This window comes from Vibrio gazogenes (assembly GCF_023920225.1).
In the GTDB taxonomy this organism is placed as follows: Bacteria; Pseudomonadota; Gammaproteobacteria; order Enterobacterales; family Vibrionaceae; genus Vibrio; species Vibrio gazogenes.
The window spans coordinates 408,165-433,572 of record NZ_CP092588.1; the positions used below are offsets into that span (position 1 = coordinate 408,165).

Below are 25,408 nucleotides of genomic sequence, written 5' to 3' on the forward strand. Positions count from 1 at the left end.
ACATTCAGGATGATGCAGTTTACCGATTGGGATATCTTCCGTAACCTCCTGCTGGCTGCGCGCTGGACATTATTATTGTCCGTGTACGCCTTTATCGGCGGTGGTCTGGTCGGGCTGGGGCTGACCTTATTACGTAGTACGCGCAATCCGTTGTTTACTCGCTTGATTCAGCTCTATGTTGAACTGTTTCAAGGGACACCGTTATTGATGCAGCTCTTTCTGGCTTTCTTCGGCTTGTCGCTGATCGGTATCGAAGTGAGTGCGTGGTCGGCAGCGATTTTGGCGTTAACGTTGTTTAGCAGTGCGTTTTTCCACGATATCTGGCGGGGATGTATTGAATCCTTACCCAAAGGGCAGTGGGAAGCTTGTCGGACGTTGGGGCTGACTTATCTGCAAACAATGCGGCATGTTATTTTCCCGCAGGCGATGCGGATTGCGATTGCCCCGACGGTCGGTTTTTCGGTGCAAATTGTCAAAGGAACTGCCTTGGCATCGATTATTGGTTTTGTCGAGTTGACCAAAGCCGGCACGATGCTCAACAACGCAACATTTCAGCCGTTTAAAGTGTTTGCCATGGTGGCGTTGCTCTATTTTGCCATCTGTTTCCCTTTATCGATGTTTGCCCGTTATCTCGAATCACGCAAGGTTTGAGGGGGGAGATTTGAATGAAAAGCACACAGTCTTGCCATAAGAACAGGCAACAAGAACAACTGAAATCAGGACGATTTATTCACAGCTCGGAGGCGAAGCATTATGTCACTTATCAGTGTTGATCAGGTTCATAAGTTTTATGGTGAAAACCATGTATTGAAAGGGGTAGACCTGAAGATCCAAGCCGGAGAAGTGATCTCAATTATCGGCCGGAGTGGCTCAGGAAAAAGCACGTTGCTGCGGTGTATGAACGGGCTGGAAACCTATCAGGAAGGCGCGATCGTCGTCGATCAGCAAGCCGTAGAAAATGATGAATATAAATTGCGCTTACTCAGTCAGAGCGTTGGTATGGTCTTTCAGAGCTTCAACCTGTTTCCTCACAAAACCGTCGGTGAAAATGTCATGCTGGCACCGAAGCTGGTACTGAAAAAAACGACCGCAGACTGTCAGCAGATTGCTCGCGAGCTTCTGGATAAAGTCGGATTGGGCGATAAATTCGACGCCTATCCGGGCAATCTTTCCGGAGGGCAGCAGCAGCGAGTGGCGATTGCCCGTTCACTGGCGATGTCTCCGAAAGTTTTGTTATGTGATGAAATTACCTCAGCACTGGATCCCGAACTTGTCGGTGAAGTGCTGAAAGTACTTGAACAACTCAAAGCGGAAGGGATGACCCTGATTCTCGTCACCCACGAAATGAATTTCGCCCGGGATGTCGGTGATCGGGTCGTGTTTATGAATGAAGGCAAAGTGTGGGAAACCGGGCCGAGTGAAACGGTGTTCGCGAATCCGCAAACCGCGGAACTGAGAAGTTTTCTCTCAGCGGTACTTTAATGCTTTTGGGGTTAATTCCAGTCGATTCACACCGGTTGATTCACACATTCGGGGTAACGCATTTGAGTCGACGCATATTGGTTAACCTTTGATAAACCTGACTGCTGTATACAGCGCGGCAGCATCCACCATCAATTGTCCGGCAGGAGAAAAAATCAGTTATGAATGACCGAACCCACGATGTCAGTCAACCCGCTCATCAGTCATCGGCAAACTGTCCGCTCAGTGAACGGATTACCCGGCATTATGCCAGTCTGACGGACAATAACCGGCGTTTGGCGGATTACTTACAATTGAATCCGGAAAAGGTGCTGATGTTATCCACCAGTGAGATTGCCGAAGCGTGTCAGGTCTCGAAAGCCAGTGTCAGCCGTTTTATTCGCAAACTGGGCTATGAAGACCACCTCGCTTTACGTCAGGAACTGATGATTGAGCGGGATAATGGTCAGCCGGTGATGATGACGACACTGGATGACTCTGAATTCAACCATGAGCTGCGGGCACTCGAAAAACTTTGGGAGCAACTGACTCAGCAGGAGCACCACGCATTAATTGAGAAACTGGCGACGGCAAAACGGATCAAAATTATCGGCTACCGCAACAGCTACCCGCTGGCGATGCATTTTCGTCAACAGCTCATGCAGTGTCGGACACGGGTTGAGTTGTTGCCGTTACCCGGCCAGACGATTGGTGAAGATCTGGCATCGATTGAGGACGATGATTTTACGATTGTGATCGGTATCCGTCGGCGGGTGGCAAATTTTGAGAAAATAATGTCTTTTCTGGCATCGCGGGATAGCTTACTGATTACCGATCAGTCCGGACAGAAATACGCGCAGCAAGCCGGGCACTACTTTATTTGTTATATGAATAATGAGCTGCCGTTAGACAGCTATACGGTGCCGATGAGTTTGATTTCGCATCTGGTCAATCAAACGTTTTTACACTTAAAAAGCAAATCGACACAGGTCAGTCGAAAAATCAGTATGAACTATGCTCAGCTCAACGAGTTAGAGTAAGTCAGATTGGCCGTCATGCAAGACGATAAACACAATAGCAGCAACGTAAAAGCAACGGGTATAAACAAGAATGAGTATCATCAGTAAATTAAAAAAAGAGTGGTTTCTGGTTGGCATGGTGGTCGCCATCTTGCTGGCGACTGTTTCTGAACAGGTGGGCCGTTCCGGTGGGTTGATTCATCTCGACAAACTGACTGGGATCGGGGTCGCGATTGTCTTCTTCTTACACGGATTGGGGCTGTCTCCGCAGAAAATTAAGGAAGGCGTGAGTAACTGGAAACTGCATGTCTATATCCAGTTGGCGACGTACCTGTTTTATCCGTTACTGTGGTTGATTTTAGGCAACGGAATGCTGGCGTGGATGCCAACATCGCTTGCCTTTGGTTTCTGCTATCTGTTTGTGTTGCCCAGTACCATTTCTTCCTCGGTTGCGATGACCAGTGTGGGTAAAGGTAATGTGCCGGGGGCGATTTTCAACGCATCCCTTTCCAGTATTCTCGGTGTTTTTCTTACCCCACTGATGATTCAGTTTTTTATGGGTATGAAAGGGGTGCAGTTAGATCTGATGAGCTCGGTGATCTCTATCGCCAAACTGTTGTTAATCCCAATGATTGTCGGACAACTTGCCAGACCGGTATTGTTGAATTTTATTGAACGACATAAGTCTGTGGTCAACAAAGTTGATAAATACGTTATTCTACTGATTGTCTATAATGCGTTTTGTGACTCGGTCGCAAATGGCATCTGGCATAACTTCTCGGTCGGGATGCTCGCTACCGCCATTGGCATCTGTTGTGTGGTGCTGTTGGTGATGGTTCATACGATTCAGTGGGGTGCGCAGCGTTGTCAGTTTTCGCGGGCAGATGAAGTCGCTGCGGTGTTTTGTGGCACCAAGAAAACACTGGCGGCGGGCGTGCCGATGGCAACCGTAATTTTTGGCACCGACCCGAATCTTGGCATGATTTTGCTACCGATAATGCTGTATCACCCGATTCAGATTTTCTACTGTGCAATTCTTGCGAATCGGTATGCCAAACGTTATCAACCAGCCAGTGAGGCTGCTGCTAACTCGTAAGCGGAGAAACAGAGATGGGACAACATCAGGTCAGAGACCAACGAATTTACTGTCAGCAAGGGCCCGATTACCTTGCGGCAACGGATGATGGGGCATTATCCGGTTTGAGCTTTGTGTTTAAAGATTTGTTTGATGTCGCAGGATATAACACCGGGGCCGGGAATCCCGCATGGCTGGAGAGCCATGCCTCGGCCAATGCGACGTCACCGATTATAGAAAATTTACTCAGCGCCGGGGCAACGTGTCGTGGGCGGGTCCAGACCGACGAGTTGGCTTATAGCCTGAACGGACAAAACATCCACTATGGGACACCCGAGAACCCGGCTGCGCCCGACTGTATCCCCGGCGGTTCATCGAGTGGCAGTGCCGTGGCTGTTGCGCAGGGGGATGTGGATTTTTCTATCGGGACAGACACCGGCGGCTCGGTTCGGATTCCCGCCAGCTATTGTGGCTTGTTCGGCTTACGCCCCACGTTGGGCAAATTTGATCTCGCCAACTGCTTCGAACTTGCCAAAAGTTTTGATACCGCAGGCATTTTTGCACGGGATCTGTCGGTTCTGACATCGGTCTATCATGAACTCTCCGCAGAGATCATACCTGATAATGTTGATTCGATTCCGACCCTCTATCTCGACCGTTTTATGGCTCAGCAACTGAGCGAAGATCGCTATCAACGGGTTCATGACCGTTGCCGTTGGGCCGGGATTGCGCTCGAAGAAAAAGATTTTATGACGCAGTCCGAGTGGACGCTGGATGCACTGAGTTTGCTGTTTCGCAGTATTCAGGGCTATGAAATTATCCAAAAACATGGCCGTTGGCTGACGGAGCATGAGCGCTCGCTCGACCCGGCAATTCTGGAGCGGGTTAAATGGGCGAGAACCATCGAGGATACCACCTATGAGCAAGGTAAGCTCCGCCAGAAAGCCTTTCGAATGTGGTTATATGCCCAGTTAGATGAACACGGTGGCGTTTGGCTACTGCCAACGACACCTGCGGGGCCACCGTCACTGGATATTACACCGCAAGCCATGGCGGATTATCGGACTGAGTTAATGGGATTGACCGCCATTGCCGGATTGGCCGGATTTCCCCAGTTACATTTGCCGTTTCAGGGAATGCATGATGGTCCTTGTGGGATGTCGTTGTTGGGGCTACCGAATGAAGAGCCACGGCTATTGGCGATTGCAGCAAGACTGATGGCCGGGGAGAACCGTCAATGAAATATCAAACAGCATTTACCGCGCCACATTATCGGGCGGCACAAGTCGGACAAAAAATTCTCGATGAGGGCGGAACTGCCAGCGAAGCGATGGTTGCTGCGGCTGCGATGGTGACCGTGCAGTATCCACATATGAATAGCATTGGCGGTGACAGCTTTTGGCTCATTTGCCATCCCGATCAACAACCGATTGCCATTGATGCTTGTGGTGCGGCTGCATTGCATCTCGATCCGGCTGAATACCGTGCGCAAGGGGATGAATTACCCGCGAGCGGTGGTGCGGCTGCGATTACCATGGCCGGAGCGCTTTCCGGCTGGCATCAAGCCTTGGCGCTCAATCATCGCCAACATACCTTGCCACAACTGTTGCAACCGGCAATTACCGCTGCACGGGAAGGTATTGAAGTGACACAGAGTCTGGTCAATGCGAGTGAAAAAACGGTCGCGATGCTGGCAGATATACCGTCATTTGCTCAGTACTATTTACCAAGCGGTAAGACGCTTGAGATCGGGCAGATTCTGCGTAATCCGACGCTGGCAACGACGTTTGAGCGGCTTGCAACAGCAGGATTGGACGATTTTTATCGCGGTGAGATTGCCAAGCAGGCCGCGGCGGATCTGGCAGCATTAGGCAGCCCGATCACGCTTGACGACTTCCATCACCATCAGGCACGAGTGATGGCGCCGTTATCGGTACAGACCGGCAAGGGCAGACTGTATAACTTCGGTGCACCGACACAAGGTGTGGCTTCGCTGCTAATTTTAGCGATTTATGATCGCTTGGTGGCACAGGCTGACAGCGAGATCGATCATATTCATCTATTGGTCGAAGCAACCAAACAGGCGTTTATTCTGCGCGATCAATACGTGACCGATGAAGCAGACCTGTCTGTATCGCTTCAGCAATTGTTGACGGAGCAGAGCGTCACTGAGTGCGCGGCTCGTATTACTCTCGAACAGGCACAACCGTGGCCGCATATCGCCAAACCCGGTGATACGGTCTGGATGGGAGCGACCGACCAGTACGGCACGATGGTGAGTTTTATTCAGAGTGTGTACTGGGAGTTCGGCAGCGGTGCGGTATTGCCGAATCTGGGATTTGTCTGGAACAACCGGGCGAAAAGTTTTTCACTTGATGCGACGCATCACAATGTGCTGAAGCCGGGCAAAAAGCCATTTCATACCTTAAACCCGGCGTATGCTGAGCTGAACGATGGTCAGCGGATCGTATACGGAACCATGGGCGGAGAAGGACAGCCACAGACACAGGCTTGTCTGTTCAGTCGCTACGTGTATCAAGGCTATGCACTGGATGAAGCGATTGCTATGCCGCGCTGGTTGCTGGGCCGGACTTGGGGGGATGATACGAATCAGCTGCGGCTTGAGCAGAGCTTATATTTGGCGTATCAGGATACATTACGCGAACGCGGTCATCAGATTACGCAAGTGAAAGATCAAAATGAACTTATGGGCCATGCCGGTGCAATCACGTTAGATGAGGGCGGCCAAGCCACCTCGGCAACGGATCCGCGCAGCGATGGCGATGCTTTGGTCGGTCAGTTTTAAACCGACAATTTGAATCAGATTTTATGGAGAGATGTATGGAAACCAATCCGCTATTTGAAACCCTCAATCCACCACAACGGATGCTGATGGGGCCGGGACCGATTAACGCGTATCCTCGGGTTCATCAGGCGATCTCATCGGCGTTGATCGGGCAATACGATCCGGTCATGACCGGCTATATGAATCAGGTGCAAACCCTTTATCGCAACGTGTTTGAGACCCAAAATCAACAGACATTTCTCGTCGATGGCACTGCCCGTGCCGGCATTGAAGCGGTATTGGTGTCGGTGTTGCAACCGGGGGATAAAGTGCTGATTCCGGTGATTGGACGATTCGGCCATCTGTTGTGTGAAATCGCGCATCGGGTTGGTGCTACGGTGCAGACGATCGATATTGAATGGGGCGAGGTGTGCCCGCCGGAAAAAGTTGAAGCGGCCATCCGTGAATTCCAGCCGAAAATGCTGGCAACCGTACAGGGTGATACATCAACCACCATGAACCAACCGTTAGCTGAGATCGGGGAAATCTGTCAGCGTCACGGGGTGTTATTTTACTGTGATGCGACAGCATCGATTGCCGGGAATGCGCTTAAGGTTGATGAATGGCATCTCGATGCGGTTTCTGCCGGACTGCAAAAATGTTTAGGCGGCCCGTCTGGTAGTGCGCCGGTGACACTGAGTGAACAGTGTGTTGAGGTGATTAACCGACGTAAACGGGTTGAAGCCGGCATTCGTACCGAAGCGCATCAGGATGGTGAAGATACCCCGATTCTGTCGAACTATTTTGATTTAGCGATGGTGATGGACTACTGGGGACCGGAACGACTCAACCATCACACAGAAGCAACCAGTATGTTGTACGCGGCCCGCGAATGTGCCCGGCTCTATCTGGAAGAGGGTGCGACACAAGTGATTGCCCGCCACCAACAAGCCGGACGGGCGATGGCGGTTGGCCTTGAAGCGATGGGCTTAACCCTGTTTGGTAATCAACAATACAAAATGAATAACGTGGTCGGAGTCTATATTCCTGAGCAAGTCAATGGCGAGCTGGTTCGCCAAGAATTGTTGCATCGTTTCGGCATTGAAATCGGCACCTCATTCGGGCCGCTCCACGGTAAAATCTGGCGGATTGGTACCATGGGCTATAACGCTCGTCAAGAATGTGTATTGATGACGCTGGCAGCACTGGAATCTGTGTTATTGAAAGCCAAAGCTCCCGTTGCAGCGGGCCAAGCGGTTGCGGCAGCAATGGATGTCTTCGGTGCCTGATACAGGCCATCGTCAAAGCAAGGAAGAGTCACACAATATGAGTCAATCAGAAGGAGCGCGTATGCAGGCAGCACACCGGGCAACACAGGTGATGGCGAGAATTCAGACATTAGCCTCATTCAGCGCAATGCCAAATGGCATTCTGCGGGCTTATCTGACTGAAGAGCACCGTCAAGCGCATCAACAACTGGCGCAGTGGATGACCCAGACGGGTCTGGAAACGTGGCAGGATGAAGTGGGCAATCAGTGGGGCCGAAAAGTCTCGGCACATCCCAGTATGCCGACGCTGATCATCGGTTCGCACAGTGATACCGTGGCAAATGCCGGTGGTTATGACGGCCCGCTGGGAGTTCTGCTGGCGATTGAAGCGTTAGATGCACTCAAAGACGTTGATTTACCATTTCATGTCGATGTGGTGGCGTTTGCCGATGAAGAAGGGACTCGTTTTCAAACCACACTGCTTGGTTCCAGCCCGGTTGCCGGGATGTGGAATCCGGCATTGTTAGATCGCCAGGATAAAGACGGGATCAGTATTGGCGAGGCGATGAGCCGGTTCGGACTTGATCCTGACAAGGTGGTCAACGCTGCCCGAAAGCCTGAAGAGACGCTTGCTTATCTGGAAGTCCATATCGAACAGGGGCCACTACTGGAAAGTCTTGATTTGCCGGTTGGTGTCGTGACTGCGATTGCCGGGGCGAAACGGTTTCTCATCGATGTGTCTGGTGTTGCCGGTCATGCGGGGACGGTCCCTTTATCGTTACGCCATGATGCGTTATGTGGTACCGCTGAGATGATTGCCTGCATTGAAGCTTTTGCGACCGAGCATGAAATCGTCGCGACGGTGGGCAAGTGTGAGGTGCGCTCTGCTGCCGTCAATGTGATTCCCGGACAGGTGCAATTTTCACTGGATATTCGGAGCCAGTCTCAACAAAAACTGGATCACTGTACGCCACTGCTGATGGCTCAATTGGCCGCCATTGCTGATAAGCGCAGCTTAACGATGACCCAAGAACAGATCTATCAGGCACAGGCTGTTCCATGTAGTGATCGGTTACAACAGGTCTGGGCAGATGTGGTCGAATCAGCAACCGGGAAAGATGTCTGTTATCTTGCCAGTGGTGCCGGTCATGATGCCATGGTGATGGCAAACCTTGCCGAGATGGGGATGTTGTTTGTCCGCTGTGAAAAAGGCATCAGCCATAATCCGCGAGAAAATGTAGAGACTCAGGATGTGGCGGTGGCGCTGGATTGTTTGATCAATATGATCTGCTCTCTTGCACTATCTTGTGCCGGTATTGATTGACCACAAGCCTAAATCCTTCTTCGCCCGGACCATGGAACACCGTCCGGGCATTTTTTTGCGTTGTGTTCGACGGGGTTGCTGTCAGCTTGCGGTCATCGTGAGAGATCACTTCATTTTGATATCAAGACCGAGTGAGACCAAGGTACCGACAAGGGTGGCGATCACCACCGATAATAAAGAACCAATCAAAACATATTCGGTGAGGCTGCGACTGTCTGATTTGTTCAGCTCACCGAACCTGAAAATTGATTTGGCAGTAAAGACAAAGCCGACGGCAGCGTAACTCCCGACCAGCGTAAACGTCAGGATTAATATGCGCTCTAAATAACCGATCAACTCACCACCGGCGACAAGGCCATTCATCTGCGGATGATGGTCTGTCACGGTCATGGAATACTTGTTTAAGATACTGCCAATCACCACCGATGTGGGTTTGAGGATCAGGACATACGCCAAGGCGATCAGCATTCCGTCGGAGAATTTGTCATACCCGAGTATTGCGTCAATCGTGATATCCGTTGTCATATGCAAGGCGATCAGGGCAAACACCAGAACATGAAGGGTTTGCTCCACCATCATGTGAGTCAATCGATGTTGATGTCGCGAGGCTTGCCACAAGTCGATAACCCAGTGACTGAGCACAACGATTGCGATCAGACAAACCGTTGAGGGGCAACCCATCCCGAGCACGAGGGCCGGTACAGATAGTGCAATGCCCTGTAATAACGCATGAATGTACAGCTCAGGGGCGCGATAGGTGGCTTTTTGCTTGGCTGCCCGCCACCGTCCGGGCTGAAGGTAAAAATCACCGATCAGATGAATCAGCAAAAACGCGATGAAAACCGTCAAAAAATCAGACATTTTGAAGCCTTGTCACTTGGTTGATGAATTGTTGATTGAGCGCACTGATGAGCGGCCAGCCCGATGCTTTTAGTGATTTACTGACGGTCGCGGTTGCGACATCGAGTTGTGTCGCCAACTCACTAATCGATAAATCCTGAGTGGTTTTCAGCATCGGTAGCATCACTTCACACTGGCGTGCGGTTAGGTCAGTCAACTGTCGGTCGAGGTATTGAAAGAGTAAGTCAAATTGCGTATTGAGTTCGGCACGGTCAGAACTAAAAACCAGCCGGTGATTTTTTAATGACTTGAGCCCACGTCCGGACAGGACAAATGCTTCTCCCATCGATTCCGAGACGGACTCTCGCAGCTCGGCATGCCTTGCGATGGCAAAGCTGATTCGGCTATCAAAGGCTTTGCCGAGCGCTTTAATTCCAAGCCGGTAAATCAGGGTATAGCGCAGCGTGTTACCAATATCATGCACCACACTCTGAAATTCATCCCCACGAATGATACTGTGTGCATTGGATGGATTCTCGGTACTCATCCATGTCTGAATCTCTTTAATGCGAGCCAGTAGCTGCTCAAACTGTTCTGCACTCAATCCGGTTGAGTTGATAATATCACCACTGATCACTGCAATCGTTCTATCGGTCGCCGCCACAGAAAACTCCTCTTTATTTCTCAGTATTAACTTAGCTCTTTATGGCTAATTATGCAAATTTAGCTTTTTATGGCTAATTTGGGGCGTTAAGCGATTTAAGGCTAAATTGAAGGTTGATATTGTAGTGTTTTGGGGAATGAGTCATTCAAACAGAACCTAGCCGCGCTAGGCAAACCTGTTCGTCAGCGCCAGATACGGGCAGTTACTTTTTCGGGGTCACTTGATATATAAATGTTTTGAGTCCATCTATATGCTCAGCTAAATCACCTTTTACCTTACGCCCCATTGCATCTAAGATGAAATGAGCACCTTCAATTCGGGCTAGCTTAGCTGCGGGGACAAAGTCACTATCGCCTGAAATCAAAATTATTTTGTTCGCTAGTTTCTTTAAAACTACGCTTGTTATATCTATGCCTAATTTCATATCTACCCCTTTTTGTCTCGGGCGTAGCGACACGTTATTTGGATTTATCTTTTGGGGATCAACCTCACCTCGGATAAGTTTATTGAAATTATGAATGCTGTCTTTACGGATGAAGCCCCATTCTTTATCTGATGTGCTTAGGTGGCCCATACGACATGCCACATATGGTTGATGCATCAGAGCTTCATGTAATTCATTTTTATAATGTGTGATGTCACTCTTTGAAAAATCGATTTGCTTATTCGTAATCGGGTGGTGTGCTTTTAAAGTTAGAGGTGGGCAATCGTAGTAATAGATACGATAAAGTTCTTCACCGTTATTACGGTCAACGTGCTTTATCCAGTAATGCCACATTTTCTTTGCCAGTTCTTCAGGCCCCATTTTCATTTCAGGATCAACAGCTGATGTGAAAAGGCGGTTAAAAAAGCCAGCATCAACAAAAATTGCAACAGTACGACGGGACATTTCAGCCTCATAGAATGAAAAAGCCTCTGGGTCGTCACATCCCGTATGTTGGGAGGAGTCGCCAAAGGCTGTATGTTCTTTTCAATAATGCTGCTCTACGATGAATACTAGATTATTTATTACCTAATTTGCAAGGAATGACAAACAATATACAGAACAGCCTAACCAGTGAGTGTCATTTTAGGGGGAAGATAGAATATTTCAACTGTGCAACTGGTGATTCTATACAAATTGCGTTGCGTATCACAGGACTGGGTCACACTGTTTTGCTCCATTGTGAGCCTGAGTGAGATGGTTACTCCCTTCGATCTAAGCCCTAAATGATGGTCATGAGGAGGAGACTGAACTCGCTAGTGTTCTGGTAATGTTGTTATTCCAATAAGTGCAACAGTGGAAAGTAGAATGATTCAACGTCACGAAACACAGCAACAATTTGAAGAAAGTGGTGCCAATTTGTTCGTTGGTAACATTGAGCAGTGCCCAATATCACCGCAACAATTAGCGTTAACCACCCGTGACTCACCCTATGTCGTGCAAACCTTTAACAGTGGTTTGACGGCAGAAGTCTATCGTATCCGTTTTAACGGGAAGGATTACACGTTAAAGAAAAAGCGGTCAGTTGCACGAGTACAGAATCCTGATGGCAGGTTCTCTTTTCTCAATGAGGTGCAACGCCGATCAGATTTTCAAAAGCTTAAAGATGATCCTCAAACATCAGAGGCATTCAGATGCATCGTTGAGACAATTTATGCAGATTATCGCCTTGGTATTATTTTGTCCGACTGGATCGAGGGAGACTCCGTCAAACAGCTTACGCCTTTACTGCTATCACAGCTTTTTTCTACATTAAATGCATGTGAAAAAGTCGGTTTGTTTGAGTGGGATTTATCTTCTGGGAACCTATTAGTCGATCGTCATCAAAAATTATGGCTATTTGATTTTGGCTATATGTATCGATTTGATCCACTGACTGAATTTAACAGTAATGGTATCGATACTCCGCTGTTCCAATTTTGTGAACGCTTTGAAACCCGGTTCTTGTCTGGTTGGCTACTAGAGCAAGATTACTCACACCGCCAGTCCCTCGCATTATTTCGTCACGTCAAACAAGCAGCCGTGGATATTTTAGAAGACAAGATATTATGGCTTCAACGCAACCGTGCCGATCACGCCATCTTGTATTATACCGAGCAATTAAGAGCTCAATATCTAACCGCTCTTGAAAGCGAAGAGGCGCTAGAGGACTTATTTACGTTAGAAATGTTCCGCTCGAATGTTTTGGATATAGAAGATGACCTAGACGGTAAAAGCTGTACACCGACCACGATCAAACGAGTAGATACCGTTCTTGAAATGGTAGAAAAGTTCTATACGCTACTGAAGGAACAAGGTGCGCTGTTTTTCCATAATGAAGGTAAAAGCAAAGCACAACTGATTGAGTCATATCAGAACAAATTGAGCTTAGTAAAACAGTACCAGTTATCACTGAACGGAGCCTAATATAACGTAGGCGTTGAGTTGTTTATCAAGGTTTGTCTAACCTCAACGAGGGAATATCAGAACAAATGCTGTCTAATAACTGTTATAGCTCAGATTACGAACCATCTTGCCTTCTATACGTAAATTGCGTACACTTTGTTTATGAAAAGTGTATTTGTCGAATCAACCATATTTGAAAAGTATCGTGAGGATTATCTAAGTGACGAAGAGTATCGGCTTTTTCAAGTCGAGCTAATGTCTAATCCAAAGTATGGTGATGTAATCCAAGGTACAGGAGGTCTGCGGAAAATACGAGTAGCAAGTAAGGGAAAAGGGAAGCGTGGTGGTTCACGCGTTATCTATTACTATCTCGATGAACATCATCGATTTTACTTGCTGACCATTTATGCGAAGAATGAAATGGCCGATTTAACCGCAGATCAAAAGAAACAGCTAAAAGCTTTTATGGAGGCATGGTGCAATGAGCAATCGTGATTTATTTGGAGAATTAAGTTCAGCACTTGTTGAAGCTAAGGAGCACTCAGAAGGTAAGTTGACGCTGAAAACCCATCGGGTTGGTGATGTGGGTGAACGTCATATTACACCTGATGAAATTGTTCATATTCGAGAGCAGTTCAATATGTCACGGGGTGTTTTTGCTCGTTTACTTCATACCTCATCACGTACACTGGAAAACTGGGAACAAGGGCGTAGTGCACCGAATGGGCAGGCGGTCACGCTTCTAAAATTAGTACAACGTTATCCGGAAACATTGTCACAGATAGCTGAGTTATAACAAACGTTCCAATTGAACTACACGTTAAACGTCGCTTTTTTGCTGAAAACACAGCAAAAACGGGCGCTGTAGTGACTCACAATCTGGTTTCTCAATTTCGGACGCATTGGTGTATCTCCTGAATCAACCACTGAATGCTATCCTGACTGTCGTATAACTGGTGGGTAAACATGCTCAGCGACAGTTCTGGTGTCCCCTCAGGAAGTTCAATGATTCTGACAGGCAGCATCTGCTGCAACTCCAGTGCAATGCGTAACGGAACGCACATCAGGCTGTTGGTTTGCACCGTGACCATGCCGCCGACCGCGAAGCTCTGCACTATCATGGAAATCTGGCGGGCCTGATGCTGCTGGTGCAACCAGCGATCAATGGGATCTCCCCCCGAGTTGATCAGCGGTAAGTGGATCTGAGGCGTTTTCAGGAATTGGTTTAACGTCAGCTTATCGGGTAGCGATGCCTGTGTAGAGACAATACCGACATATGTGTCAGTCAACCAGTGATAACGGTTGTAATATCTTGGCATGATCTGAAGTTCATCCACGCCCAGAATCAGGTCAATATGCCCTTGCTCGACGCGCTCCATTTGCATATTTTCCGAGAGGATATCGATGGCAATTCTGACGTTGGGCGCTGAAGATTCCAGTCTTTTCCCTAATTTTGGCAAAGCGTAAAATTCGAAGTAGTCAATTGCACCGATGTAAAAGGTCTTCGCATCCAAGGCGGGGTTGAATGGCTTCATTTTTTCAAACGCCATATCAATGGCGTTCAGGCCTTTTTGGATATCAGGCAGTAATGTCCGAACCAACGGGGTCGGTTCCATACCGGTTCTGGTTTTAATAAACAACGGGTTATCGAAGCGATTACGCAATTTAGACAAGACATGACTTGCCGCCGACTGACTAATGAACAGCTTTCTGGCTGCATTAGACAGGTTTCTCTCTTTGTCCAACACCACCAGCAGCCGAAGCTGATTGATATCCATATCCATGTGTTATCGAATTCCTTCATATCAAAAACAAAATAAGGCATTTCCATAATAACCCAACTTCCATTAAAAATGACAGGAAGTAACAGATACACATAGGGATTGTGATGAAAAAAGTAACCGTGGCAGCGACACAGATGACGTGTTCGTGGGATGTGAAAAATAATGTAGAGAAAGCGGAACGTCTGGTACGTGAAGCGGCAGGCAAAGGTGCGCAGATTATCTTGCTGCAGGAGCTTTTCGAGACACCGTATTTCTGTATCGAGATAGCAGAGTCATACCACAATCTGGCAACAGTGTTGGATGAAAATGAGGCTTTCCAGCGTCTTTCACGGCTGGCAAAAGAGCTGGAAGTCGTATTGCCGTTCAGCTGGTTTGAAAAAGCAGGTAACGTCAAGTTTAACTCGCTGGCGATGATTGATGCCGATGGTTCACTTCTGGGGGTATACCGCAAAACACATATCCCCGATAGTGATGGATACTTGGAGAAATACTATTTCAGCCCGGGTGATACCGGTTTTAAGGTGTGGGATACCCGTTACGCAAAAATAGGTGTCGGTATTTGCTGGGATCAATGGTTTCCCGAGACAGCGCGCAGCATGGTACTGCAAGGCGCTGAACTTCTATTTTTCCCAACTGCTATCGGCAGCGAACCCAGCCAACCAGAGATGAATTCACAACCTCACTGGCAGTGTGTCATGCAAGGCCATGCAGCCGCGAATCAGGTACCGGTTATTGCGTCTAACCGCATCGGAACAGAGCAAGCGAAATACCGGGATCTGGCGATCACCTTCTTTGGCTCCTCATTTATTGCCGATTATACCGGCGAGATCATCGCCAAGGCGGACAGAACAACTGAGGGAGTGATTATCCACGAGTTTGATCTTGATGAAATCGGATTTCAGCGCAGTGCGTGGGGGTTATTCAGAGACAGAAGACCGCAGCACTATCAACATTTGATGACATTAGACGGGCAATTAAAGGATTAATGCGATGACTGAGAAAAAAATGGGTATTACACCGCTGGCACTGTTCAGTTTGTGTGCGGTTCTGGTCGTGGATACGTTAACCGCTTCGGCTTCCATCGGCGTCAGCTCACTGGGATGGTGGGTGCTGATTCTGGCTATCTTCGTGCTGCCATATGGCCTAATCACTTCTGAACTGAGCTCTGCATATCCGGGCGAAGGTGGGATTTATGACTGGGTAAAACGCGCTTTTGGCGTGAATTGGGCCATCCGTACCACTTGGTTTTACTGGATTAACGTGGGCTTGTGGATGCCCGCAGTCTATATTCTGTTTGCCGGTATGTTCGCGGAGCTGTTCGCACCGGACCTCTCCCTGATGGCGCAGGTTATCATCTGTGTCGTTCTGACCTGGGGAACCGTTTGGATGTGTAATATTTCAACCGATATTGGCGTTCTGATCACCAATTTCTGCGCCGTGCTGAAGGTCGTTATCATCTCAGTACTGGGGATCGGTGGTTTTATCTATGCCGCCAAAAATGGGGTTGCCAATGAGTTTAGCTTGGCTGCAATCATGCCCTCGTTTAACTCGGGTATCGCGTTTTTACCCGCGCTGGTTTTCAACCTGATGGGCTTTGAACTGGTAGCAACCATGACGCGTGAGATGAAAGATGTCAAACAGATGCCTAAGGTCGTCTTTCTGGCTATCGGTATTACTTCGCTGCTCTACATTGTCGGCACACTGGGCATACTCATGGCGCTGCCGGTTAAAGAAGTTGGTTTAGTTGCAGGGATCGTCGATACGCTCAAGGTGCTGTTTGGCGACGGTGAATTGGGACAGTTCATGACTTATGCATTAGGCGTTGTCACCCTGATTACCTTTATTGGCAACATGGTGAGCTGGACGATGGGCTCTAGCCGTGCAGCAGCAGAATCCGCGCGGGAAGGCGAACTCCCCGCTATTGTCGGTAAAACCTCTGCTAAACACGCAACACCAGTCGGTGCCAACACTATCACAGGGCTGGTCTCTACTGCCGTTATCCTGATTTACGCCTTGTTTGCCAATACCAATGATGAACTATTCTGGTCAATGTTTGCGTTTTCCAGTTGTATATTTCTGATGCCTTATCTGCTGATGTTCCCGGCATACCTGAAGCTGAGAATGAGTGATGCATCCGCACCTCGTCCATTTCAGGTGCCGGGAAATATGGGCGTTCAGAAAACCATAACCGTGGTGTGTTTTCTGATTATCTTGCAAGCCGTGGTACTGTTTATCTTTCCTGACATTATCTTTGGCAGTATTGACTGGCAATATACCTTACCCGTACTGCTGGGTGTGCTGGCGACTATCGCTGTCGGTGAGGTGTTATTACAACGGACAAAGCGCCAAGCAAGTCCTCTTACAGGGGAGGAAGTGGTATGAGCAGAACGTTAACTTCTCGTCCTCTGATTGATGGCTATCGTATGCCGGGTGAACATGAAGCGCATCGCGAAGTATGGTTAGCGTGGCCGGCACGAGGGGACAACTGGCGTTACAGCGGAAAGCCTGCGCAGAAAGCTTTTGTCGATGTCGCCGTCGCTATCGCACAGCACACGCCCGTTGTGATGCTGGTTGAGCATTCTCAGTTTGATAACGCCCGGTCACAGTTACCAGCCGATATCAGCGTTGTTGAGATGTCCTATAACGACTGCTGGATGCGAGATATCGGCGCAACTTATGTTGTTGACGCGCAAGGTAAACGCAGAGGGATCAACTGGCAGTTCAATGCCTGGGGAGGATTGGTTGATGGCTTGTATTTCCCGTGGGATCTGGATAATGCTGTTGCCACGAAAATGCTGAACCTTACTCAGGATGATATCTATGATGCGCCGTTTATTCTGGAAGGCGGCTCAATACACACTGACGGTGACGGGACGGTGTACACCACCGAAGAGTGTCTGTTACATCCGAGTCGCAATCCGGACCTATCCAAACAGGATATCGAACAGCAACTCAAATTATTTTTGGGGGCAGAAAAAGTCATCTGGTTACCTCGAGGGCTGTACAACGATGAAACCAATGGTCATGTCGACAATATTCTGCACGTTGTGAAACCTGGTGAAGTCATGCTTACGTGGTGTGAAGACAAAGAGGATCCTCAGTATGCGATTAGTCGGGAAGCGTTAGATGTTTTGTGTACCGAGCGAGACGCGAAGGGTCGCACGATCAAGGTTCATCAGTTGCCTTTACCCGGCCCGTTATACATGACCGAAGAGGAAGCGGCCGGCATCGATCATAGTCAAGGTATGGTACGTCAGTCGGGTGAGCGTCTTGCTGCCTCTTACGCCAACTTCCTGATCAGCAATGGTCAGGTTATCTTCCCGTTACTTGATAAAAGCACGGATGAAATAGCAAGGTCGGTCATCCAAGCCGCATTCCCGGATCATCAGATAACGGGTATTGATGCGCGAGAGATATTGTTAGGTGGGGGAAATATCCATTGCATCACCCAGCAAGTCCCAGCCTAGCTGGAGGTTTTCTTTGCACAAAAAGATCGGGCTGAATCGCTACCGTTTCACTCGTGAAAGCCTTAGAAAGGGAACAACATCACCTTTCTAAGGCAGGAGCATGATTGGTTCAATCAATGACTCGTATTTAACTCACTCGCTTGGTGAAGACGGTTTTTCTCCATATTGCATCTTGGTCCACCGCTGTTTTAAAACGTAAGCCGCAGATTTTGGCCGTCTGTCCCGGGTGAAAATACCTTTCTTGTTTCCGCCGACGCGAACGATACCTTGGGATGTGGCAAAGTCCGCAAAATTCCAGACTTGTTCACCGACAAGGAAGGGAAGGCGATCAAATACCCGATGATACATGTTGAGGAAATCGCACTGATATTCCTCTGACCACATTTCATTGTAAATGGAATGCAGACCAGCCATGGTGTCAGTTCCGTACTCTGTGATGATAATTGGCTTTTGATGCTTCTCATGCCAGGCCATCAACTCTTGCTCCAGAACCGTCTCGGCTTCTGATAAATCGGCCGGGTTTTCGTACCATCCGTAATACCGGTTCAGGCAAAGTACATCGAATAAATCGCTAATCTGATCTTCATGTAATGAAGATTTAGTGATGTTGACACAACAGATTGGTCGCGAAGCATCCAACTTCCGGGTTGCAGAGACTAAAGGCAAAAAGTAGTCCCGGCTGGCTGCTTCACGAGCATCGGGTTCATTTGCAATACACCACATCACAACGGATGGGTGATTTTTATCTCTTGCGATTAACTCTTGAATTGCCGATAGATGAGCCTTTTGCGTGTCACTGTTGATGGCTTCATCACAGAACAGCTTTTCCGGTCGGTTAAAGTTTCTCAACATCGGGAGAGAGACGTTAAAACCGACAGCCGGCGTTTCATTGATCACCACAATTCCATGCTCATCTGCCCAGTCAAGCATTTCCTCTGCATAAGGATAGTGTGATGTCCGGTAAGAGTTCGCCCCAATCCAGTTCAACAAGGCATGGTCGTGAACCAGCATGACATTATCAAAGCCTTTACCGCGAAAATCTGCATCTTCATGACGACCAAAGCCGGTGAAATAAAATGGCTGACCGTTAATCAGGAATTTATCTTTCTCTACGGCAATGGTCCGGATCCCGACTCTCAGATCATACTGGTCATCTTTACATTTGACGACGAGGGTATAGAGATACGCTTTTCCGGGGTGCCATAAAACCGGTGCATCAACGGTTAACGTGCCGTGATTCCCTTCACCTCGGGCGACCTCTTTACCTGTGTGGTCGAATAACTGACATTCACACACATCGTCAGCCAATATGTCGTAGTCGATATAACCTTGGCTGTGATCTTCACAGACGCGGGTGACGACAGAGACATCATCGATGAATTCTTCAGGTGTCGAGTACAACCAAACATGTCGGTGAATCCCTGCGTAGTTGAAGAAATCGTGGAAATAATGTTGCTTCTTACGGCCATTATTTTCAACAACCACACCCGGCGGTATGGTCTGCCACGATAATTCATTGTTGACACAGACGGTAATGCGTACACGTTCTCCGCCATGAACGAGGTCGCTGATATCCGCTTCAAATGGTGTATAGCCACCACGATGTTCAGCGACACAAACGTCATTACACCAGACGGTTCCCTGATGCGTGACTGCATCGAATCTCAAGACAATACGTTGCGCATCCCAACCTTGTGGTATCCGTAATTCTGTTTGATACCAGACATTCCCGACGTGTTTTTTTATCTTCTCGTCAGCAAATTGATCATTAAAGCTTCCCGGGACGGCGATTTTCAATTTATTTTCTAATGGTGCTGAATACCAACGCTCGTTATAACCGATTGTCGAAGGGTCTAATTTAAAGTCCCATAATCCGTCGAGTAACTTCGTTTCTCGTGCTTCATTTTCTATTGGTTTTAACATGATGTGCCTTTGAACTAGATGAATTGATATTTAAAGGTTGAAGTCATACTGAATACCCGCTTTGATATCCCAATAGTCCAGATCATCGCCTAAAGCACTCCCTGAGCGTTTTTCATTGGCCACATCGGATGCAACGAATGCTCTTAATCCCGTAAGCGGACCAGAATTAACTTTGTAGAATACAGCGGCTACCACACCTTTCCCCTTAATAGAAATCGTTCTGCGGGTATCTTCATATCCATCCGTCATTAACGGTGCAACCATGACGGAGAAATTATTATTGATCGTATAATTCACACCGATTTGTAAGGAATACATATCTTCTTTATTTCTATCGATACTCAGAGAGCCGACATAACCAATATCTGTATTCACATTTGTACCGATACCATTTAATACATGGCTGACATAACCCAATCCGCCGAAATAACTTATATCGGCATTGGTATAGGTAATTTTTCCAGAATAGACTTGGGTATCATTGTGATAACTTGCGGCTTTCGATAAACCACTTAATGACGCGTTCAGTGTCAGGAATTCATAGCGAATATTACTTTGGTCATCAAACGAATCTTTTCTTTGTAATTTCAATTCAACCTGAGAAGAAACATCATCCTGCCAAGAATAACCCAGATCAACGCGATTCTGGTCATCGTGCCAACTACCGGCTAAGAATGCCCGAGGTTCCTTCTTGGAATAGGTTCCGGTGCTTGAGTCGAAGACTCCTTCATCCCGGACACCCGTTCCGACGTCTGTCCAGAGAAATACGCGTTGACGCCACATGCCCCACAATTCCACATTCTCGTTGAGATCGTAGTGAACAAGCGCGCCTTCGGATAACGTCGGCATCGTCCGATTCGAGCCACTTGAAATCAACGGGACATCATAAGGCAAGCTGCCATAACCACTATCGGTACCAAAGCGACCAACTTTCAACTTGAGATCATCATTGAGCTTAAATTTCAGTGCCCCTTGGGTCAGTGAAAAGCTGTCGTATCCTCTTAAGTAACCTCTGGTGCTACTTGAGCCATCTGCCCCTAATTTGTAAACATAGTAAGCACTGCCGGTGACACCGACAAAGTCAGAGAAATAGTGAGTGTCTAAATCGACCATCGTGCCTTGGACCCATGCATAAATATCTTGACCGCTTGGCCCGGCACTCGGTCGCTCGGCTTTACGAAAATCATTTTTTAAACGTAATCGTAATGAATCAGCGTTATTGTCGGATTCGCTGGCGAAAACTGAAGTGGATAACATTGCGACGATGACAGCGCTTAAAGTTGGGATGAATAATCTCTTCATGGTTTATGCTCCTTCGTTTACTTTTGTTAAACGAGAAGATTCCGTATCGGAAATATTATCCTCGTCCTTTTTCGCTTCTTCACATTCTTTAAGATAAGATTCGTTATCTGCTTTTCTAAAGAATGGGTACCAACAAACAATCTGTACCAGCACAAGAAATACCTGCACGACTGCAATTTTCCAGCTACCTTCCATAATGCCGTTTAATATAATTGGCATACCTGAAATAGGTGTAATACCTGCAACTCTCGGAACTAAACCAATATATGTGACGAAATAAGCGATGGTTAAACAAATCGCATTTAAAGAAACAAATGGAATAATAAAACGGAAATTGAAGACCAGTGGTGTACCAAATACTAAGGGCTCACTAATACCGAATAACGCTGGAATAGTTGTGAGTTTCCCTAATTTTTTATAGTGCTGACTCTTTGATGCGAACATCATTAAAAGTGTGAAACCAATAGCACTTGCGGACATGGTATAAGTGCTCACAAATGCGCGGCCGGTAATATTGGGAAGTGCTTCTCCTGCGGCATATGCGGCGAGTTGGGTCGCATCCATTGCGGTAAAAATAGGCAAGACCACCGAATAGATAACCAGCGTACCATGGATACCGAGGAACCATAGGAGCTGAGCAAATGTCCACAAGATAAGAATCGATATAATATTGCCACCGACACCTTCCAAAGGCGTTTGAAGGAATGAATAAACAAACTGGTGGACACTGCCAAAAGATGTGGACTGAAAAATAACAGAGATAGCAGTAAAGAAGATAACAGAAGCGAATCCGGGAATTAAACTACTAAAACTATCCGCGACAACCGGTGGGACACTGTTGGGCATTTTTATGGTGAAGCCTTTCGTCCGGAGATAGATATAGAGCCGGGTAGAGACCATACTGACGACAATCCCGGTAAAAATACCAAATCCTCCGAGCCATTTCATACCAATGACCGGCATTCCGCTTGGTGAAATATCCATTGGCGTAACAATGAAAAAGCAGATGAATGCTAATATTGCGCAGAATAATGGATCTTCATCATGTTGTTTGGCATAACTACCCGCAATCGAAACGCAAAAGATAACTGCTAAAAAGTTCGTGGTGAACATTACGATAAGTTTCAGTGCTGTCGCGACGCCAGATGATGCAATAAATTCTTTATATGCATCGATCGGTAGATTCAGGAACAGTGCTGCAAATGCGCCTAATATAGTAATCGGCATGGCGGCCATCATACCGCCTGTAATCCCATTAACAAATTTACTGGTTTGAATTATATTTACATATTTATTTATATTTTTAATTAATGGACTATTATTTTTAATATTCATAAGGGTACCATGCGTAGGAAGAGGTAAATGTAATTAACCTAATAACAAAAGCGCATCATCAAGGACTTTATCCCCATTCATACTTCCGTAATCGACCATATCAATGACAGCGACCTTCACGCCTTTTTCTTCATATATGCCTCGAATTTTATCTTCTAGATACATAATCTGAGGACCAAGAAGTAATATATCTATATTTTCTTTATATGAATCCAGTTTGCCCTCGGGCATTGCCAAAACACTAATATCAAGGTTTCTTTTTTCTGCACTGTCTTTCATTTTTTGCATGAGCATCGATGTAGACATACCGGCAGCACAAATTAAAATTATATTAATCATTTTGTTACCTTTTATTTACTGTGGATTAATTTATACATATCGATCATTTCAATTGCGAGATCACGAGATGTGATTGCGTTCATTAAATGATCCTGACCATGAACAATAACTAAAGAAACATTTGAGAGACGGTTTCCATTTGCTTCTTCGTGAAGTAGGTGAGTTTGAAATTGATGGGCTTTTAATAGCGCTTCATTTGCTTCTTTAATACATGTATCAGCATCCGAGAAGAAGCCCTTCTTTGCACATTGAATTGCCATAATAGATTTGCTTTTCGCAAAGCCACCATTTACAACCAACTCAGTTACAATATCTTCTAGTGAAATATCCATTAATAACTCCTATTAACTAAATTACATAATAAATAGACTATAGAAAAACTCTACTTAGATATTTTCCTTTTCTAATGTGGAAATTTTCGGTGATGTTATAAAAGAGAGATGAAATTATCGAATGACGGTTCAGCAATTAATTTCTTAACAGCATCCTCGTTAAACACAAATCGGCTAGTTCTTGCATAGAATGTTTCTTGGGCCTCATTCTCTTTTGATGAAACCGACGTCAGCAGGACAACCTGAACGTAGTTTTTACCCCACCAAATCGGTTCTTTCAGCACACCGACAATCACAAAATCCTGATCACTGATGATTTTGTAGGGGTGAGGGGTTGCAACCAGATTGCCAAAGTCCGTCTGACCTAATTCTTCCCTTTTATTGACGGAATCAAGAAATGTCTCAGGTATCTGAATAGACGCAGAAGCAAGCTCGCACAATCGTTTGATGACGTCGTCCTTGCTATTTTCATTAATGTGATTAAAAAATAATTCTCGGCGGTAAAATGTCGTGACAATACTGTCTTTTTCAAACATATCCGTATATAAATCAACTTCTTTACTTTCTAAGAAATGACTGACTTCAACGATAGGAACCGGTATATCGATATCAATTTTTACAGTGGAAAAAACATAGTCAATTTGATGCGCTTCAAAGTTAAAATCAGCAAGTTCATATGAGGAACATTCAAATATATTATCGATATAGTCTCCGAATGCATTTCTGTATTTTCTGATAATAAGCTGGCTGGTGCTTTTCCCGGACGAACAGACGATCACAATATTTTTCTTGACCGATCCCTTTCTGTTTTTGTCCAAGGCTAATTCAATCAACATCGCAAAGTAAGTGATTTCATCTTCACTAATTTGAGTGCCATAGTGCATGGATAATGCAAGGCTTGCGGTACTTGCTAAGGTGAAAGCAAAAGGTAATTCTTTAATGATTTCTAATTTCAGTGGGTTGGTTACCGGGATGCCATATTTCATTCTCAGATCAAATGGAACGAGATGCTTACTGATGGATAATCTGAGGTCGAAGTTTTGAAAGAAATTAAGATTGTGAGAGTCAAGAATCTCTTTGAACATTTTGCTGGTTAAATCATCAATATATCTTGATATAACCAGATTGTTGTTTCTTTTGTATGCACTTGACGGCAGTTTTGCTGATAATAGCAGCGACAGATACTGAATTTCTTTCTCTGAAAGATAGGTGTTCAATTCTTTGGCTATACAGTCTGAGATTTCATGAGCTGCTGACAATAAGTCAAGATTTTCTTCATGCTCACGGTTGTCAATGCTCATGATGTAAAACCCATCTTTGAATCTCTCTAAAGAGATGAAGATATGCTTCACTAAATCATCAAGGTAGGAGTCAGACACGGTAATGTTTTTACTCATCAGTGTCGTGACAACAAATGTATTGATGATGTTGATCAAATCATGTGAAATGTTGAATTCTGACACATTGAAGTTACTATCTATGATCTGCTCAGAAATACACATTCTCTTATGTATTTCATCACCTTCAATCAGGATGCCATAATTAGGTCTTCTATTAATTCTCAATTGATAGTGATTTAAAATTGTTTCGACTTTCTTGATGTCAGAACTGAGTGTATTCCTTGATACATAAATATTGTCACAAATATCGTCTATTTTTATATAATTGATTCTGGATATTAAAAAGGAGAGTAAAAAAATAACTCTTTCATCCGGTGTTTTAGGGTGTGTAATATCTGAAAGAAAACTACGTTTGTATTGGGAAAATTCGACCTCATTGTGAACGATGAGAGTATATCCCATGTTTGGTTTTGATAGCACTGCCGCACCGTGCTCATTCAACTCATCATTCAGTAATTTGATTCTGTTTCGAACCGTCTTTTCACTCGTGTTGACCTTGTTTGCAATGTTTCTGGCAGACTGATAACAATCCTCTCTCAATAATGTTAGTATTTCAGACAACTTATGATTCATCTGCTTCACCCCTATTATTTTTCTCTATGATATTCCCGCCTGAGACACTACTCCAGATATTGATAAGGTAGACAGATGTGGAAGAATATTGTGTGAACTTAGATGCCATTTGGCAGCGAATGACATATGCAATTCGTTTTTTTGTATCA

Annotated in this window: 24 protein-coding genes; 14 read left to right on the plus strand and 10 right to left on the minus strand. The window is 46.3% G+C overall.

Translation table 11 applies throughout. The features are described 5' to 3' along the window. Positions 1-9: 9 nt before the first annotated feature. The 8 genes from MKS89_RS17400 to MKS89_RS17435 all read left to right on the plus strand — a co-directional run bounded on the left by MKS89_RS17400 (position 10) and on the right by MKS89_RS17435 (position 8,932). Positions 10-651, plus strand: coding sequence for an amino acid ABC transporter permease (locus tag MKS89_RS17400; RefSeq protein WP_072954861.1), 642 nt, complete (start codon positions 10-12; stop codon positions 649-651). 102 nt (positions 652-753) lie between these two features. Beyond that, positions 754-1,482 carry an amino acid ABC transporter ATP-binding protein gene (locus tag MKS89_RS17405; RefSeq protein ID WP_072954863.1) on the plus strand — a complete coding sequence of 243 codons (729 nt, stop codon included), beginning with the start codon at positions 754-756 and terminating at the stop codon, positions 1,480-1,482. Positions 1,483-1,643: 161 nt separating this feature from the next. Then, a complete protein-coding gene (locus MKS89_RS17410) occupies positions 1,644-2,501 on the plus strand; it encodes a MurR/RpiR family transcriptional regulator (protein WP_072954865.1) in 858 nt (285 codons plus the stop codon). A 70-nt stretch (positions 2,502-2,571) separates the two neighbouring features. Beyond that, positions 2,572-3,576 (plus strand): bile acid:sodium symporter family protein, encoded by a 1,005-nt coding sequence (locus tag MKS89_RS17415; RefSeq protein WP_072954868.1) that lies wholly within the window; start codon positions 2,572-2,574, stop codon positions 3,574-3,576. Positions 3,577-3,590: 14 nt separating this feature from the next. After that, complete coding sequence (locus tag MKS89_RS17420; RefSeq protein WP_072954870.1) at positions 3,591-4,796, plus strand: amidase; 1,206 nt, start codon at positions 3,591-3,593, stop codon at positions 4,794-4,796. Continuing rightward, positions 4,793-6,361 carry a gamma-glutamyltransferase family protein gene (locus MKS89_RS17425; protein ID WP_072954872.1) on the plus strand — a complete coding sequence of 523 codons (1,569 nt, stop codon included), beginning with the start codon at positions 4,793-4,795 and terminating at the stop codon, positions 6,359-6,361. The genes MKS89_RS17420 and MKS89_RS17425 overlap by 4 nt, the downstream gene beginning before the upstream one ends. 35 nt (positions 6,362-6,396) lie before the next feature. Beyond that, the gene (locus tag MKS89_RS17430; RefSeq protein WP_072954874.1) at positions 6,397-7,629 is read left to right on the plus strand and encodes a pyridoxal-phosphate-dependent aminotransferase family protein; all 1,233 of its coding nucleotides are present in this window, start codon (positions 6,397-6,399) and stop codon (positions 7,627-7,629) included. A gap of 37 nt (positions 7,630-7,666) precedes the next feature. After that, a complete protein-coding gene (locus MKS89_RS17435) occupies positions 7,667-8,932 on the plus strand; it encodes an allantoate amidohydrolase (RefSeq protein ID WP_072954876.1) in 1,266 nt (421 codons plus the stop codon). Positions 8,933-9,037: 105 nt separating this feature from the next. Here the strand turns inward: MKS89_RS17435 and MKS89_RS17440 are convergent, their stop codons facing one another. The 3 genes from MKS89_RS17440 to MKS89_RS17450 form a co-directional block, all read right to left on the minus strand. Then, the gene (locus MKS89_RS17440) at positions 9,038-9,793 is read right to left on the minus strand and encodes a DUF3307 domain-containing protein (protein ID WP_072954879.1); all 756 of its coding nucleotides are present in this window, start codon (positions 9,791-9,793) and stop codon (positions 9,038-9,040) included. After that, the gene (locus MKS89_RS17445; RefSeq protein WP_072954881.1) at positions 9,786-10,436 is read right to left on the minus strand and encodes a hypothetical protein; all 651 of its coding nucleotides are present in this window, start codon (positions 10,434-10,436) and stop codon (positions 9,786-9,788) included. Before MKS89_RS17445 ends, MKS89_RS17440 begins: the two co-directional genes overlap by 8 nt. 202 nt (positions 10,437-10,638) lie before the next feature. After that, complete coding sequence (locus MKS89_RS17450) at positions 10,639-11,325, minus strand: NYN domain-containing protein (protein WP_072954883.1); 687 nt, start codon at positions 11,323-11,325, stop codon at positions 10,639-10,641. A gap of 402 nt (positions 11,326-11,727) precedes the next feature. Here MKS89_RS17450 and MKS89_RS17455 point away from each other — a divergent pair, with 402 nt between their 5' ends. The 3 genes from MKS89_RS17455 to MKS89_RS17465 all read left to right on the plus strand — a co-directional run bounded on the left by MKS89_RS17455 (position 11,728) and on the right by MKS89_RS17465 (position 13,600). Then, positions 11,728-12,825 carry a protein kinase family protein gene (locus tag MKS89_RS17455; protein WP_072954886.1) on the plus strand — a complete coding sequence of 366 codons (1,098 nt, stop codon included), beginning with the start codon at positions 11,728-11,730 and terminating at the stop codon, positions 12,823-12,825. 141 nt (positions 12,826-12,966) lie between these two features. After that, positions 12,967-13,299: a type II toxin-antitoxin system RelE/ParE family toxin gene (locus tag MKS89_RS17460; RefSeq protein WP_072954888.1), complete on the plus strand. Its 333-nt coding sequence runs from the start codon at positions 12,967-12,969 to the stop codon at positions 13,297-13,299. Continuing rightward, positions 13,286-13,600: a helix-turn-helix domain-containing protein gene (locus tag MKS89_RS17465; protein ID WP_072954890.1), complete on the plus strand. Its 315-nt coding sequence runs from the start codon at positions 13,286-13,288 to the stop codon at positions 13,598-13,600. The genes MKS89_RS17460 and MKS89_RS17465 overlap by 14 nt, the downstream gene beginning before the upstream one ends. Positions 13,601-13,691: 91 nt before the next feature. Here the strand turns inward: MKS89_RS17465 and MKS89_RS17470 are convergent, their stop codons facing one another. Continuing rightward, positions 13,692-14,588: a LysR family transcriptional regulator gene (locus MKS89_RS17470; RefSeq protein WP_072954893.1), complete on the minus strand. Its 897-nt coding sequence runs from the start codon at positions 14,586-14,588 to the stop codon at positions 13,692-13,694. A gap of 101 nt (positions 14,589-14,689) precedes the next feature. Between MKS89_RS17470 and aguB the strand changes: the two genes are divergently transcribed. Genes aguB through aguA form a run of 3 tightly spaced genes read left to right on the plus strand, consistent with a single transcriptional unit; the run spans position 14,690 to position 18,055 of the window. Beyond that, entirely contained in the window at positions 14,690-15,574 is an 885-nt protein-coding gene (gene aguB, locus MKS89_RS17475; protein WP_205409079.1) for an N-carbamoylputrescine amidase, read from the plus strand. Next, positions 15,570-16,970 (plus strand): APC family permease, encoded by a 1,401-nt coding sequence (locus tag MKS89_RS17480; RefSeq protein ID WP_072954898.1) that lies wholly within the window; start codon positions 15,570-15,572, stop codon positions 16,968-16,970. Before aguB ends, MKS89_RS17480 begins: the two co-directional genes overlap by 5 nt. Continuing rightward, positions 16,967-18,055 carry an agmatine deiminase gene (gene aguA / locus MKS89_RS17485; protein ID WP_072954901.1) on the plus strand — a complete coding sequence of 363 codons (1,089 nt, stop codon included), beginning with the start codon at positions 16,967-16,969 and terminating at the stop codon, positions 18,053-18,055. Before MKS89_RS17480 ends, aguA begins: the two co-directional genes overlap by 4 nt. A gap of 132 nt (positions 18,056-18,187) precedes the next feature. Here aguA and uidA read toward each other — a convergent pair whose 3' ends face one another. The 6 genes from uidA to MKS89_RS17515 all read right to left on the minus strand — a co-directional run bounded on the left by uidA (position 18,188) and on the right by MKS89_RS17515 (position 25,259). After that, positions 18,188-19,978 (minus strand): beta-glucuronidase, encoded by a 1,791-nt coding sequence (gene uidA, locus MKS89_RS17490; RefSeq protein WP_072954903.1) that lies wholly within the window; start codon positions 19,976-19,978, stop codon positions 18,188-18,190. Between the two features lie 30 nt (positions 19,979-20,008). Beyond that, a complete protein-coding gene (gene uidC / locus MKS89_RS17495) occupies positions 20,009-21,280 on the minus strand; it encodes a glucuronide uptake porin UidC (protein ID WP_072954905.1) in 1,272 nt (423 codons plus the stop codon). A 3-nt stretch (positions 21,281-21,283) separates the two neighbouring features. Continuing rightward, positions 21,284-22,615, minus strand: coding sequence for a PTS sugar transporter subunit IIC (locus MKS89_RS17500; RefSeq protein ID WP_072954907.1), 1,332 nt, complete (start codon positions 22,613-22,615; stop codon positions 21,284-21,286). A 33-nt stretch (positions 22,616-22,648) separates the two neighbouring features. Next, entirely contained in the window at positions 22,649-22,954 is a 306-nt protein-coding gene (locus MKS89_RS17505) for a PTS sugar transporter subunit IIB (RefSeq protein ID WP_021019082.1), read from the minus strand. A gap of 11 nt (positions 22,955-22,965) precedes the next feature. Beyond that, on the minus strand, positions 22,966-23,286 hold the full coding sequence (locus MKS89_RS17510) for a PTS lactose/cellobiose transporter subunit IIA (RefSeq protein WP_072954909.1): 321 nt from the start codon (positions 23,284-23,286) through the stop codon (positions 22,966-22,968). A 95-nt stretch (positions 23,287-23,381) separates the two neighbouring features. Next, positions 23,382-25,259, minus strand: coding sequence for a BglG family transcription antiterminator (locus MKS89_RS17515; protein WP_072954911.1), 1,878 nt, complete (start codon positions 25,257-25,259; stop codon positions 23,382-23,384). Positions 25,260-25,408: the final 149 nt, after the last annotated feature.

Excerpts from the sequence above, each read along its gene's own strand:
- MKS89_RS17420 (WP_072954870.1), top strand. The coding sequence starts at position 3,591 with ATGGGACAACATCAGGTCAGAGACCAACGAATTTACTGTCAGCAAGGG.
- MKS89_RS17440 (WP_072954879.1), bottom strand. The coding sequence starts at position 9,793 with ATGTCTGATTTTTTGACGGTTTTCATCGCGTTTTTGCTGATTCATCTG.
- aguA (WP_072954901.1), top strand. The coding sequence starts at position 16,967 with ATGAGCAGAACGTTAACTTCTCGTCCTCTGATTGATGGCTATCGTATG.
- MKS89_RS17465 (WP_072954890.1), top strand. The coding sequence starts at position 13,286 with ATGAGCAATCGTGATTTATTTGGAGAATTAAGTTCAGCACTTGTTGAA.
- MKS89_RS17415 (WP_072954868.1), top strand. The coding sequence starts at position 2,572 with ATGAGTATCATCAGTAAATTAAAAAAAGAGTGGTTTCTGGTTGGCATG.
- MKS89_RS17455 (WP_072954886.1), top strand. The coding sequence starts at position 11,728 with ATGATTCAACGTCACGAAACACAGCAACAATTTGAAGAAAGTGGTGCC.
- MKS89_RS17410 (WP_072954865.1), top strand. The coding sequence starts at position 1,644 with ATGAATGACCGAACCCACGATGTCAGTCAACCCGCTCATCAGTCATCG.
- MKS89_RS17435 (WP_072954876.1), top strand. The coding sequence starts at position 7,667 with ATGAGTCAATCAGAAGGAGCGCGTATGCAGGCAGCACACCGGGCAACA.
- MKS89_RS17460 (WP_072954888.1), top strand. The coding sequence starts at position 12,967 with ATGAAAAGTGTATTTGTCGAATCAACCATATTTGAAAAGTATCGTGAG.
- MKS89_RS17400 (WP_072954861.1), top strand. The coding sequence starts at position 10 with ATGATGCAGTTTACCGATTGGGATATCTTCCGTAACCTCCTGCTGGCT.
- MKS89_RS17450 (WP_072954883.1), bottom strand. The coding sequence starts at position 11,325 with ATGTCCCGTCGTACTGTTGCAATTTTTGTTGATGCTGGCTTTTTTAAC.
- MKS89_RS17505 (WP_021019082.1), bottom strand. The coding sequence starts at position 22,954 with ATGATTAATATAATTTTAATTTGTGCTGCCGGTATGTCTACATCGATG.
- MKS89_RS17500 (WP_072954907.1), bottom strand. The coding sequence starts at position 22,615 with ATGAATATTAAAAATAATAGTCCATTAATTAAAAATATAAATAAATAT.
- MKS89_RS17515 (WP_072954911.1), bottom strand. The coding sequence starts at position 25,259 with ATGAATCATAAGTTGTCTGAAATACTAACATTATTGAGAGAGGATTGT.
- uidA (WP_072954903.1), bottom strand. The coding sequence starts at position 19,978 with ATGTTAAAACCAATAGAAAATGAAGCACGAGAAACGAAGTTACTCGAC.
- MKS89_RS17430 (WP_072954874.1), top strand. The coding sequence starts at position 6,397 with ATGGAAACCAATCCGCTATTTGAAACCCTCAATCCACCACAACGGATG.
- MKS89_RS17425 (WP_072954872.1), top strand. The coding sequence starts at position 4,793 with ATGAAATATCAAACAGCATTTACCGCGCCACATTATCGGGCGGCACAA.
- MKS89_RS17470 (WP_072954893.1), bottom strand. The coding sequence starts at position 14,588 with ATGGATATGGATATCAATCAGCTTCGGCTGCTGGTGGTGTTGGACAAA.
- MKS89_RS17405 (WP_072954863.1), top strand. The coding sequence starts at position 754 with ATGTCACTTATCAGTGTTGATCAGGTTCATAAGTTTTATGGTGAAAAC.
- MKS89_RS17510 (WP_072954909.1), bottom strand. The coding sequence starts at position 23,286 with ATGGATATTTCACTAGAAGATATTGTAACTGAGTTGGTTGTAAATGGT.
- uidC (WP_072954905.1), bottom strand. The coding sequence starts at position 21,280 with ATGAAGAGATTATTCATCCCAACTTTAAGCGCTGTCATCGTCGCAATG.